General features: G+C 63.1%; 12 protein-coding genes. 7 read left to right on the top strand and 5 right to left on the bottom strand.

Features of this window, described 5'->3' with window-relative positions; genetic code table 11:
• The first annotated feature begins 50 nt into the window (after positions 1–50).
• The 3 genes from AV929_RS10365 (at position 51) to AV929_RS10355 (ending at position 2,128) form a co-directional block, all read left to right on the top strand.
• The gene (locus AV929_RS10365; RefSeq protein ID WP_050007415.1) at positions 51–536 is read left to right on the top strand and encodes an Rpp14/Pop5 family protein; all 486 of its coding nucleotides are present in this window, start codon (positions 51–53) and stop codon (positions 534–536) included.
• A gap of 2 nt (positions 537–538) precedes the next feature.
• On the top strand, positions 539–1,315 hold the full coding sequence (gene psmA / locus AV929_RS10360; RefSeq protein WP_014040579.1) for an archaeal proteasome endopeptidase complex subunit alpha: 777 nt from the start codon (positions 539–541) through the stop codon (positions 1,313–1,315).
• 87 nt (positions 1,316–1,402) lie between these two features.
• Complete coding sequence (locus AV929_RS10355) at positions 1,403–2,128, top strand: ribosome assembly factor SBDS (RefSeq protein ID WP_014040578.1); 726 nt, start codon at positions 1,403–1,405, stop codon at positions 2,126–2,128.
• A gap of 15 nt (positions 2,129–2,143) precedes the next feature.
• Here AV929_RS10355 and AV929_RS10350 read toward each other — a convergent pair whose 3' ends face one another.
• The gene (locus AV929_RS10350) at positions 2,144–2,491 is read right to left on the bottom strand and encodes an FUN14 domain-containing protein (protein ID WP_008308823.1); all 348 of its coding nucleotides are present in this window, start codon (positions 2,489–2,491) and stop codon (positions 2,144–2,146) included.
• Positions 2,492–2,692: 201 nt separating this feature from the next.
• Here AV929_RS10350 and katG point away from each other — a divergent pair, with 201 nt between their 5' ends.
• Together katG and hflX are read left to right on the top strand one after the other, a co-directional pair.
• Positions 2,693–4,888: a catalase/peroxidase HPI gene (katG, locus tag AV929_RS10345; protein ID WP_064288197.1), complete on the top strand. Its 2,196-nt coding sequence runs from the start codon at positions 2,693–2,695 to the stop codon at positions 4,886–4,888.
• A gap of 190 nt (positions 4,889–5,078) precedes the next feature.
• Positions 5,079–6,389 carry a GTPase HflX gene (hflX, locus tag AV929_RS10340; RefSeq protein ID WP_014040575.1) on the top strand — a complete coding sequence of 437 codons (1,311 nt, stop codon included), beginning with the start codon at positions 5,079–5,081 and terminating at the stop codon, positions 6,387–6,389.
• A gap of 9 nt (positions 6,390–6,398) precedes the next feature.
• Here the strand turns inward: hflX and AV929_RS10335 are convergent, their stop codons facing one another.
• The 3 genes from AV929_RS10335 to AV929_RS10325 are packed head-to-tail and all read right to left on the bottom strand — an operon-like array spanning position 6,399 to position 9,125.
• Positions 6,399–7,841: a bifunctional ADP-dependent NAD(P)H-hydrate dehydratase/NAD(P)H-hydrate epimerase gene (locus AV929_RS10335; RefSeq protein WP_050038186.1), complete on the bottom strand. Its 1,443-nt coding sequence runs from the start codon at positions 7,839–7,841 to the stop codon at positions 6,399–6,401.
• 46 nt (positions 7,842–7,887) lie between these two features.
• Positions 7,888–8,163: an acylphosphatase gene (locus AV929_RS10330; RefSeq protein WP_165353752.1), complete on the bottom strand. Its 276-nt coding sequence runs from the start codon at positions 8,161–8,163 to the stop codon at positions 7,888–7,890.
• A 53-nt stretch (positions 8,164–8,216) separates the two neighbouring features.
• Positions 8,217–9,125 carry a DNA-3-methyladenine glycosylase gene (locus AV929_RS10325; protein WP_050038185.1) on the bottom strand — a complete coding sequence of 303 codons (909 nt, stop codon included), beginning with the start codon at positions 9,123–9,125 and terminating at the stop codon, positions 8,217–8,219.
• A 251-nt stretch (positions 9,126–9,376) separates the two neighbouring features.
• On the opposite strand from AV929_RS10325, the gene AV929_RS10320 reads away from it, so the two are divergent.
• The gene (locus AV929_RS10320) at positions 9,377–9,850 is read left to right on the top strand and encodes a DUF555 domain-containing protein (protein ID WP_014040571.1); all 474 of its coding nucleotides are present in this window, start codon (positions 9,377–9,379) and stop codon (positions 9,848–9,850) included.
• Between the two features lie 137 nt (positions 9,851–9,987).
• Here AV929_RS10320 and AV929_RS10315 read toward each other — a convergent pair whose 3' ends face one another.
• Positions 9,988–10,224, bottom strand: a complete 237-nt coding sequence (locus tag AV929_RS10315; protein ID WP_004592453.1) for a UPF0058 family protein — start codon at positions 10,222–10,224, stop codon at positions 9,988–9,990.
• A 285-nt stretch (positions 10,225–10,509) separates the two neighbouring features.
• Between AV929_RS10315 and AV929_RS10310 the strand changes: the two genes are divergently transcribed.
• Positions 10,510–11,343 (top strand): VOC family protein, encoded by an 834-nt coding sequence (locus AV929_RS10310; protein ID WP_044952237.1) that lies wholly within the window; start codon positions 10,510–10,512, stop codon positions 11,341–11,343.
• Positions 11,344–11,364 lie beyond the last annotated feature (21 nt).

Genomic DNA, 11,364 nt, shown 5'->3' with positions numbered 1-11,364 from the left:
GACAGTAGCAATACCACACCGCTCATTGTCCTCCACCCCAACGCTGGCGTATGAAACACCTCCCGAAGCATCTCCGGCCCCGGTGGCGCTATCTGGCCGTCGGTATCGAGACGTGGCCGACAGCGTCGCTGGACCGTCGGGCGTTCCAGCGGGCGGTGTGGTACGCCGCCCAGAACCTGCTGGGCGACACCGGCAGCGCCGAGACGGACATGACCGTCCTCCAGTTCCACGACTACGACGGCACGGCCGAGGCCATCGTCCGGACCAGACGCGGCCAGACAGACCCAGCGCGGGCCGCACTGACCTGTCTGGAGAGCGTCGACGGCGATGAGGTTCGGGTCCGTGTCCGGGGGATTAGCGGCACTGTGCGTGCCTGTGAAGAAAAGTATATACGCGGGCCGCCGGAAGCCACTGAACAGAGACACGTCGTGTTCGAGAACGCAGACCGGAGCGCTACTGTTCGGCCTCCGCGCTACGATGTCGAAGCGGCCTCCGGCGGCGCGTTCGTCGGCGCGACAGCACTCGATTTCCGATAACTATGCAGGGACAAAATCAACAGCAGGCCTACGACCGCGGGATTACTATCTTCTCGCCGGACGGACGCCTCTACCAGGTCGAGTACGCCCGCGAAGCGGTCAAACGCGGCACAGCAAGCATCGGCGTCAGAACGAGCGACGGCGTCGTTCTCGCCGTGGACAAGCGCATCCGGTCGCCGCTGATGGAGCGCTCCTCGGTCGAGAAGATCCACAAGGCCGACGACCACATCGGCATCGCCTCGGCCGGCCACGTCGCCGACGCCCGACAGCTCATCGACTTCGCCCGCCGCCAGGCGCAGGTGAACCAGCTGCGCTACGGCGAGCCGGTCGGCGTCGAGACCCTCACCAAGGAAATCACCGATTACATCCAGCAGTACACGCAGGTCGGCGGCGCGCGCCCGTTCGGCGTCGCGCTCATCATCGGCGGCATCGTCAACGGCGAGCCGCGTCTGTTCGAGACCGATCCCTCCGGGACGCCCTACGAATGGAAGGCCCTCGCTGTCGGAGCCGACCGCGGCGACATCCGGGATTACCTCGAAGAGCACTACGACGAGGGGATGGACCTCGACGAGGGCGTCGACCTCGCGCTGGCCGCTCTCGCGTCGGTCAACGAGGACGGGCTCACGCCGGAAGGCATCGGCGTCGCCACGGTCGACGTCGAAACGGAGACGTTCGGCCAGCTGACCGACGAGGAGAAGGAGACTCACCTCGCGGAGGCCGACCTCCTTGATACCGGTGAAGACGCGGACGACGAAGGCGAAGACGCCACCGAAGAGTAACCCTTCCGACAGCCCTCGCGGGCGACTGGACTTTTTCTGTCCGACCACGCAGTAAGGCCTTTAACTGGCCCACTGCTACCGACGGGTATGATATCGCTTGACGAGGCGGTGACGGCGCGCCTCGAATCCCACGGCCAGCGGTTCGAGGTACTGGTGGATCCGGACGCGGCGCTAGCGATAAAACGTGATGACTTCGACGGCGACCTCGAGGACGTTATCGCCGCGGAGGACGTGTTCGAGGACGCCTCGCGGGGGGACCGACCGCCCGAGAATATGCTCGAAGAGGTGTTTGACACCACTGATCCGATGGCCATCATCCCCGAAGTCATCAAGCGGGGGGAGATACAGATCACGGCCGACCAGCGCCGCGAGATGCAGGAACAAAAGCACAAACAGCTCATCCAGCGGATCACGCGCAACGCGGTCAACCCACAGATGGACGACGCGCCGCACCCGCCGGAGCGCATCGAATCCGCGCTCGAAGAGACGGACTTCAGAGTCGACCCGATGGAACCCGTCGAGGCGCAGGTCGACGACGCCCTCGATGCGCTCCGGCCGGTCATTCCGATCCGGTTCGACGAGGTCACCGTCGCCGTGCAGGTCCCCGCGGACTACGCTGGGAGCGCCCAGGCACAGATCCGACAGTTCGGCGACCTCGAACGCGAGGAGTGGCAGTCCGACGGCTCGTGGGTCGGCGTCATGACGTTCCCGGCCGGCCTACAGAACGACTTCTACGACGTGGTGAACGAACACACCAGCGGCGAGGCAGAAACCCAGATAATCAAAGACGAAGACGACATCAGTACGCGCTAACGCCGCGGCGTCGCGTTACCCTTTCTTGAAGCCGACCAAGAACCCGGCAGTGAAACCAGCGCTGACCGGCAGCGCCGAGAGCAGTGACGTGACCCAGGACGGCGGTTGCGCCGACGCCGCGTTCCCGGCGGTGCCGGTCGCGTTCTGTGCGGCCCCGCCTATCGCGTCCCAGTTCACCTGGAGGATGCCACGCGTCTCGAGGAACTTGAACAGTGCCAGCTCGATGCCGATGATGACGGCAATGAGCTTTGCGACCTTCTTGGCGGCGAACCCGATGATCCCGCCGATAAGGCCGCCGCCACCGAATTCGAGGCCCATCTGCTGGAGGCCCAACCCATCTAGTTGGAGTACGAACTCACCCATACAGCGTACCTGACCGCCTGTTTTTAAATCCTTTGTGCTCCCTCTGGCGCTTTCCCTTTTACACAGCCTCCGCCACAGGAACGGGTGTCGTTGCTACCGGGGTGTCCCAAAGAATTCGGGGCGATATTTTTCACACGATGCCATTTCTTTACTCATATCCAAAGATTTGTATGCTACCGACGAATCTTACTTACTGTTAAGATGGCAGAAACACCGAATTCCGATATGAGCGGTGCCGCAGGTGGACATTCGAAGCGACCGAAATCTAATCAGGACTGGTGGCCAAACAAGCTGAATCTGGAGATCCTCGACCAGAACGCCCGTGATGTCGGTCCGATGGAGGACGACTTTGATTATGCGGAGGAGTTCCAGAAACTCGACCTCGAAGCGGTGAAGTCGGATCTCGAAGAGCTGATGACGTCGTCGCAGGACTGGTGGCCAGCCGACTACGGCCACTACGGCCCGCTGTTCATCCGGATGGCTTGGCACAGCGCCGGGACGTACCGGACCGCCGACGGTCGCGGTGGCGCGGCTGGCGGCCGACAGCGCTTTGCACCTATCAACAGCTGGCCGGACAACGCGAACCTCGACAAGGCGCGACGACTGCTCCTGCCGATCAAGCAGAAATACGGCCAAAAGATCTCCTGGGCCGACCTGATGATCCTCGCAGGGAACGTCGCTATCGAGTCGATGGGGTTCAAAACGTTCGGCTACGCCGGCGGCCGCGAGGACGCCTTCGAGGAGGACAAGGCTGTCAACTGGGGGCCGGAAGACGAGATGGAAACCCAGGAACGCTTCGACGAGCCAGGCGAAATCGAAGAAGGGCTCGGTGCCTCCGTGATGGGCCTCATCTACGTGAACCCGGAAGGACCGGATGGCAACCCTGACCCGGAGGCGTCGGCGAAGAACATCCGGCAGACGTTCGACCGGATGGCGATGAACGACAAGGAGACGGCCGCGCTCATCGCCGGCGGACACACGTTCGGCAAAGTCCACGGCGCTGACGACCCCGAGGAGAACCTCGGTCCCGAGCCCGAAGCGGCCCCCATCGAGCAGCAGGGCCTCGGCTGGCAAAACGAGAACGGGAACAGCAAAGGCGGCGAGATGATCACGAGCGGTATCGAAGGGCCGTGGACCCAGTCGCCGACCGAGTGGGATATGGGATACATCAACAACCTGCTCGACTACGAGTGGGAGCCGGAGAAGGGTCCTGGCGGCGCGTGGCAGTGGGCACCCACGAGCGAGGAGCTGAAAAACAGCGTGCCGGACGCACACGACCCAGACGAAAAGCAGACGCCGATGATGCTCACGACGGACATCGCCCTGAAGCGAGACCCGGACTACCGAGAGGTCATGGAAACCTTCCAGGAGAACCCGATGGAGTTCGGGATGAACTTCGCGAAGGCCTGGTACAAGCTGACCCACCGCGACATGGGGCCGCCTGAGCGGTTCCTCGGTCCGGAGGTTCCTGACGAAGAGATGATCTGGCAGGACCCGCTCCCGGACGCCGACTACGACCTGATCGGGGACGAGGAGGTCACCGAGCTCAAGGAAAAGATCCTCGATTCGGACCTCTCTGTCTCCCAGCTCGTCAAGACCGCGTGGGCGTCGGCATCGACCTACCGCGACAGCGACAAGCGCGGCGGCGCTAATGGCGCTCGTCTCCGACTCGAACCCCAGAAAAACTGGGAAGTCAACGAGCCCGAGCAGCTAGAGACGGTCCTGGGGACGCTCGAAAACATCCAGACGGAATTCAACGACTCGCGCTCCGACGGGACGCAGGTCTCGCTTGCCGACCTGATTGTGCTGGGCGGCAACGCGGCCGTAGAACAGGCGGCAGCGAACGCCGGCTACGACGTCGAGATCCCGTTCGAACCCGGCCGAGTGGATGCCGGGCCGGAACACACCGACGCCGCCTCCTTCGACGCTCTCAAGCCGAAGGTCGACGGGGCTCGAAACTACATCCAGGACGACATCACGCGACCGGCCGAGGAAGTGCTGGTCGACAACGCGGACCTGCTGAACCTGACAGCGTCGGAACTGACCGCCCTGATCGGCGGGATGCGCTCGATCGGTGCGAACTACGGGGACACCGACCTCGGCGTCTTCACCGACGAACCGGAGACGCTGACCAACGACTTCTTCGTGAACCTGCTCGACATGGGAACGGAGTGGGAGCCGGCGTCGGACTCAGAACACGTCTACAAAGGTCTCGACCGTGATACCGGCGAGGTCAAGTGGGAAGCCACACGCATCGACCTCGTCTTCGGCTCGAACGACCGGCTCCGGGCCATCTCGGAAGTCTACGGCTCTGCCGACGCGGAGGAGAAGCTCGTCCACGACTTCGTGGACACATGGAACAAGGTCATGAAGCTCGACCGCTTCGACCTCGAATAAGCCGGACTGACCGCTACCGCTTTGCTGGCTGCATTTCAGCCTTCGAGCGGGTATCGAAGTCGTTAGTTTCGCCAGCCGGCTGCAGGAATCGCTCAGTATCTGCCATTTTACCGTCCAACCGCCGACCCCCGGAAGAGTGTGAGTCCCCTCCCGGGGGGTTAAATAATCGGACGCCGTAGTTTTCCAACGAGTGACGGCGACACACACCACGAAACGAGCGGTTATCGCGAAGCGCGTCGACAGTGGCACCGCCGACACGACGGAAATCCGGGACCTTGCCCGGGCGGCCGGCTACGAGGTTGTCGACGAGATCACACAGACCAGAACGGAGGACCCGGCGTACCACCTCGGCGAGGGGAAGGTAACGCGATTGAGCAACGCGGTCGCTCGCGAAGGGGCCGCCGTCGTGATCTTCGACAATCAACTCGGCCCGTACCAGACGTACAACATCGGGAACGAGCTCCCCGAGCGGGTGCGCGTCATCGACCGCTTCCGGCTCATCCTCGAAATCTTCGGCCAGCGGGCCCAGACGCGAAAAGCCCAACTCCAGGTCGAACTCGCGGAACTGCGCTACGAACTCCCGCGCGCCGAGGCCAAGGCGAGCCTGGCCAAACGCGACGAGCGGCCGGGGTTCATGGGGCTCGGCGAGTACGACGAGTCCCGCGAAGAGGACATCAAAAAGCAGATCGCCAACATCCGGGACGAACTGGAATCCATCGAGGAGACCGAGCGACACCGCCGGGAGCAGCGCCGCGAGTCCGGCTTCGACCTCGTCGCGCTGGCCGGCTACACCAACGCCGGGAAGTCGACGCTCCTGCGCCGCCTCGCCGACGACCTCGACGTCGATGAGAACGACGACTTGCATCCCGACCTCGATACCACGGCCGAGAGCGAGGACCGTCTGTTCACGACGCTTGGCACGACCACCCGCCGCGCGGCGGTCGGCAAGCGCGAGGTGCTGGTCACCGACACCGTCGGGTTCATTCAGGACCTCCCGCACTGGCTCGTCGAATCGTTCAAATCGACGCTCGGGTCGGTGTACCACGCCGATCTGGTCTTGCTCGTCGTCGATGTCTCCGAGTCGGTCGAGGAAATCCGGGAGAAACTGGTGACGAGCCACGACACGCTGTACGAGCGCAACGAAGCGCCCATCGTCACAGTCCTCAACAAGACCGACATGGTCGATGATGAAGAGGTCCGCCGCAAGAAAGACGCGCTCTCGTCGCTGGCTCCGAACCCCGTCGCCGTCAGCGCCAAGCAGGGGCTCAACATCGACGACCTGGCGGACCGCATCGACCACGAACTGCCGGACTACGAACGCGAGCGACTCGTGCTCCCGATGACCGACGACACGATGAGCCTCGTCTCGTGGATTCACGACCACGCCAGCGTGGAGACGGTCGACTACGGCGACCAGGTGGTTATCGAGTTCGAGGCGCGGCCCGCGATCATCGAGCAGTCCCGAGCGAAAGCCGGGGAGCTGGTCGGTGCGTCGGCCTGACTGCGGACGCTACGCTTCTGCTTCCCGCTGCCACAGTACGCTCGGTATCTCGTCTAGCAGGTCCGTTGCGACCAATCCGTAGCCGCGGTCGTCGACGACCCGGTCGCCGACCGTGCCGACGGTGTAGGCGGCGATGGCGGCCGCGTCGAGCGGCTCCTGAACGCAGGCGAGCGCCCCCGTCACGCCCGCGAGCACGTCGCCGGTGCCGCCGACCGTCATCCCCGGATTGCCCGTCCGGCCGACGCGGGTTCGCTCGCCGTCGGAGACGATGTCGTACGGGCCTTTGACCAGCAGTGTCTGGTCGACCTCCGATGCGAAGGACTCCACGAGGTCCGCCCGCTCCCGCCAGTCCTCGGACGTCTCGCCGCCCATCCCGAGAAGCTCGCCCTGGTGGGGCGTACAGACGAGGTCCGCGTCCGTTTCGATGTCCGGAACCACGGAAAGAGCGTCGGCGTCGACGACAGCCGTCCCCTCGAATCCTGACAGCAGGTCCCCGACCGCTTCCAGCGTCGCGTCGGCGTTCCCGAGTCCCGGCCCGACGATCAGCGTGTCGTGCTCTGCCGCCAGTTCGGCGAGGTTGTCGACGTGGGGTGGCGCGAGGTGGTCCCCGTCGAACGGTCTGAGGATGAGGTTCTCGCTGTAGGACTGGATTTCCCGCGCGACGACTGCCGGGCAGGCGACTCGAACGAGGTCGGCCCCGCCTCTGAGGGCGGCCTGGGCCGTGAGCGCCGGCGCGCCGGTGTACGGGCCGCCGCCGACGACCAGCACCTCGCCGTTGTCGCCTTTGTGGCTCGCTGGGTCCCGTTCGAGGCGGGTGAGATCACCGCGCTCGATGAACAACTCCGCGGCGTCGGGGATGCCGATGTCGGCGACTGTGACCGGGACGTCGAGGTCCGCCAGACCGGGTTTGGTGTCGTGAAACGTGACGACGTGGTCGGCGTCGACGGCGTTCTCGGCTAGCCGCCCCGTTTCGGCGTCGAGGCCCGACGGGACGTCCACAGAGAGGACGATCGCGTCGCTCTCGTTCATCGCCGTGGCGGCCGTTGCCTCCGGTTCCCGGAGGGCACCGGCGATTCCCGTTCCTAGCATCGCGTCGACGACGACGTCAGGGCTCCCAAGGTCGAAGGCCGAGGAATCTTTGACTGGTTTCGTCGGATACTCGGCGTGCTGGAGGGCATCCCAGTTCTCCCTGGCAATCGTCGTCGAGATTGCGTCCGGGCGGCCCAACAAAAGGACGCGGAGGTCGTACTCGTCGAGAAAGCGGGCGGTGACGAGCGCGTCTCCGCCGTTGTTCCCTCGACCAGCGACGATGGTGACTTGGTCGCCGGGGTCAGCGAGGGTACGGACCGCCCGTGCGACGGCGTGCCCGGACGACTCCATCAGCTGTTTGCGCGGGACGCCGAGCGCCGCGGCGTTCTCATCGACGACACCCATTTCGGAGCCGGTGAGCATACCCGCGGGTTCGCCCGCCAGTGAAGTAACTCTACGGGACGGCGGCTTACCAGCGGACCTCGAAGCCGTTGATACCCTCCGGCTCCTCAAACTCGACTTCGACGTCGGTTACGTTCGCGCGTTCGCTCCCCTCGTGGCAGAACTCGACCATCGCTTCTACGTCGTCCTCGGGGCCCTCGAACACCGCTTCGACGCGCCCGTCGTCGAGGTTCCGGACCCACCCGTCGACCCCCTGGTCCTGTGCGCGCTCCCGCGTGGTCGCTCTGTAATAGACGCCCTGGACACGACCGGAGACGAATACATGTGCTCGCGTGCGAGCCATGTCCGAGGGTTTGCTTGTGGACTCCGTTATACTGTCGCCTTCCATCACCCGCGTCAGTTTTCGTCGCTGCCCGTCCGGAGATAATGGAACAAGTAGGTCTGCGTGTAGCCGGCGTACTCGCCGCCGAGCGCGGCCCGGATGGCCCGGGACGTGTCGGTGTAGTTCCCTCGCTCACACTCCGGGTAGTACTCCTCGATGGTCGACCGGATCCAGGTGTCTAGCGGGACCGCTTCGAGGTAGTCAAGCGAGAACAGCAACACGCAGTCCGCGACCTTGTCGCCGACGCCGACGAAGCGGGTGAGCGACTCCCTGGCGTCCTCGTAGTCGAGACCGACGGCTTCCTCCGGGTCGGCCTCGCCGCCTGCGACCATCTCCGCGGTGCGCTGGACGTACGGCGCTCGATAGCCCAGCCCGAGGTCCCGGAGGCGTTCTTCGGTCGTTTCGGCCAACGCTGACGGCGTCGGATAGGCGTTGTACGTCCGCCCGTCGAACTCGACTGTCTCGCCGAACGCGTCGCGGAGCGCCTGTTGCATACTGTGTATCCGGGCCACGCGCATCTGGGCCGAGCAAATGAACGAGATGAGGGAGCCAAACGGTGGGTCCTGAACGAGACGCATCCCCCAGAACCTATCGTAGGCTGATTGGACCACGTCGTCGGCCGGTGCCGTCGTCCGAATCGCGGAGAGGTCGTCCCTAAGCCGCAGGAGTCGCTTGAGGTCTGCCTCCGCGTCGATCGTGGACTCCCATTCGAGGACACCGTCCCGCTGCCGGACGCGGATGACTGCTGGTGACCCGTCTCGACGGACTGTCGTCCAGTACCACGCGTCGTCCCCGGTTCCCCCGTCGCGCTGGTACATTTCGCCGTCCTCCCGGTTCCAGAGGTAGGACTGCCCGCTCTCGACAGTTGCCTGGAGGTCGATACCGCCGGCCAGCGACCCGACGTCGATGACGCCCTGTTCCATTGTCCGTGTGTACGGACCCGGAGGTAATGGCGTTACGAGTTCCGCTCGCACGGGTTGGAGACCTCTCTCGACTAGCGGACGTTCATATCCGTCTGATCTGTCACTGCTTTTCGCCGTCGTGATGTTTTATGTCGCTTGCGTCTGTGCGGCTCAACGGTGCTTTCTGCCCCTCTATACCACGATATATGGGGTGAGAGGTGATCCCCGTTTCAGGGCTAACCTTCATTATATTGGGAAACAAACATACTAGCATGAATTGCCGAGTTGTTGTCGAGGCCGCAGTCCCAGTGTACGATGTGGCATCTGCGGACGAGGCAGTTCGCATCGCCATCTCGAAGACGGGGGAAATGCTGAACCCCGACCTCAACTACGTCGAGATCAACATGGGCGACCGGCACTGCCCGCACTGCGGCGAGACACTGGAACCGGCTTTTCTCGCGGCCGATGAGAGTCTCGTCGCACTCGAACTGGAGATGACCGTGTTCAACGTCGAACGGGACGAACATGCCGCCCGAATTGCACGCAAGGAGATTGGGCAACGACTCGAGAACATCCCGCTCGACGTGCTCGAAATCGAGGAGATTCCGGAGGAGGCCGACGAAACGACGGACGACGAGTCTTCGTCGACAGAGTCGACAGCAGAGGCCGATGACCAGTCGTCGGGCCAGTCCGAGGACGAATCGGACGACGTGTTACCCGAATTCGAGGAATTAATCGACGAGTAAGTCCGGTTACCGAGCAACAGGGTCTCTCTGTTCAACACCCTCGACGTATCGCGTCTCCAATATGATTCCGACAGCCGTTATACAGTCACTAATAGCATTGCTCGTCGGGAGAACTGCATAGAAACGACGGAGAACTGTTAGTCCGCGGCGGCAGAAACTGGCTCTTTGGTCTCGTCAGCCATCTCGGAGGCAATACCGTCAGCAATCGCAAAGACAGCGGCCTTGTGGTCTGTTTTCGACTTGTGAATCGATGTCGGCTTGACGCCCAGTTCCTCGTATTCGTCGTGGTCTACTTCTGTCCCGGATTCGGCTTCGTAGTGGTTCTGTACCTGTGCAAGCAGGCCGTGAAGGTGGATGAGCTCCTGCTTTTTCATAGTCAACCCAAGGTAACAACTCGAAGGTTATAGTACTACTCTGATGAAGGTTAACACACGGCTCTGCTAGTAATACGTAATAGTTCATGAATAATTCCTGGTGCGGAGTATATTTTGAGTTTTTTACACTGAATTTTACCATTTCTCCAAAGGCACTGTCGAGTGCTAGCAATGTACAACGCTTCGATGACGGACGGCCTCGACTCGAACACTGTCGACTCAAACTCGTTGCGGGAGTCTCCGGCTGGCACCCAGAGTTATGGGCTGCCTATACCTGCTATCGGTATGGACCAAGCCACTCTCCCATCAGAAACCGAGATCGGCCGGGTGGCCCTGACCGTTGCTGACTTACCACCGACTGTCGATTTCTACCGTGATGTTGTCGGCCTCCAAGTCCTAGACTCAGACGACGACCGGACGATACTCGGTGCGGGTGGACAGGAACTACTGATCCTGAACCGTCGGCCAGACGCACCAGCGAGAGGTTCTGCCGGGACCGGGCTGTACCACGTCGCGTTTCGCGTTCCGTCGCGAGCGGCGCTGGGTGATGCACTCAAGCGTATCGAATCGGAGTGGACACTTTCCGGCGCATCGGATCACGGTGTCAGCGAGGCGCTATATCTGTCGGACCCGGCCGGTAACGGCGTCGAGATCTATCGGGACTTTCCGCGGGCGCCGTGGCAGGAGACACCGTCGGGTCACGTCGAAATGGTGACAGAGCCCCTCGATACGCAGTCAGTCGCGGCTGCCGCGACCGGTGAACAGTCGATGCCCGCTAGGTCCGATATTGGACACGTACATCTGGAAGTTTCGTCAGTGGAGACGGCCCGGTCGTTCTACGCCAACGCACTCGGATTGCGTGTCAGAGCCGCGTACGACGGCGCGGTGTTTCTGGCGGCCGGTGACTACCACCACCACATCGGAGCCAACGTCTGGCAGGGGCGGTCAAGGCCCCACGCCGGACAGGGTCTGGCGTGGTTCGAGATTCGATTCCCCGACGAAGCAACCCTTGCTGCGACACGTAAGCGCCTCCGTCAGTCCGGCTACGCTGTCTCCGAAACCGATACCGGTCTCACAGTGCGTGACGGTGACGACATCGAACTCCGATTGCGAGCCTGAACACGGGATATCTCGACCGAT

The organism is Haloarcula sp. K1 (assembly GCF_001647155.1).
Classification (GTDB): Archaea; Halobacteriota; Halobacteria; order Halobacteriales; family Haloarculaceae; genus Haloarcula; species Haloarcula hispanica.
The sequence above is the reverse complement of the archived record's forward strand: the minus strand, read 5'-3'. Positions and strand labels throughout refer to the sequence as shown.

Coding starts and splice junctions, on each gene's coding strand:
- AV929_RS10355 (WP_014040578.1), top strand. CDS start 1,403: ATGATATCGCTTGACGAGGCGGTGACGGCGCGCCTCGAATCCCACGGC.
- AV929_RS10310 (WP_044952237.1), top strand. CDS start 10,510: ATGGACCAAGCCACTCTCCCATCAGAAACCGAGATCGGCCGGGTGGCC.
- AV929_RS10335 (WP_050038186.1), bottom strand. CDS start 7,841: ATGCTCACCGGCTCCGAAATGGGTGTCGTCGATGAGAACGCCGCGGCG.
- AV929_RS10320 (WP_014040571.1), top strand. CDS start 9,377: ATGAATTGCCGAGTTGTTGTCGAGGCCGCAGTCCCAGTGTACGATGTG.
- psmA (WP_014040579.1), top strand. CDS start 539: ATGCAGGGACAAAATCAACAGCAGGCCTACGACCGCGGGATTACTATC.
- AV929_RS10365 (WP_050007415.1), top strand. CDS start 51: ATGAAACACCTCCCGAAGCATCTCCGGCCCCGGTGGCGCTATCTGGCC.
- AV929_RS10315 (WP_004592453.1), bottom strand. CDS start 10,224: ATGAAAAAGCAGGAGCTCATCCACCTTCACGGCCTGCTTGCACAGGTA.
- AV929_RS10350 (WP_008308823.1), bottom strand. CDS start 2,491: ATGGGTGAGTTCGTACTCCAACTAGATGGGTTGGGCCTCCAGCAGATG.
- AV929_RS10325 (WP_050038185.1), bottom strand. CDS start 9,125: ATGGAACAGGGCGTCATCGACGTCGGGTCGCTGGCCGGCGGTATCGAC.
- katG (WP_064288197.1), top strand. CDS start 2,693: ATGGCAGAAACACCGAATTCCGATATGAGCGGTGCCGCAGGTGGACAT.
- AV929_RS10330 (WP_165353752.1), bottom strand. CDS start 8,163: ATGGCTCGCACGCGAGCACATGTATTCGTCTCCGGTCGTGTCCAGGGC.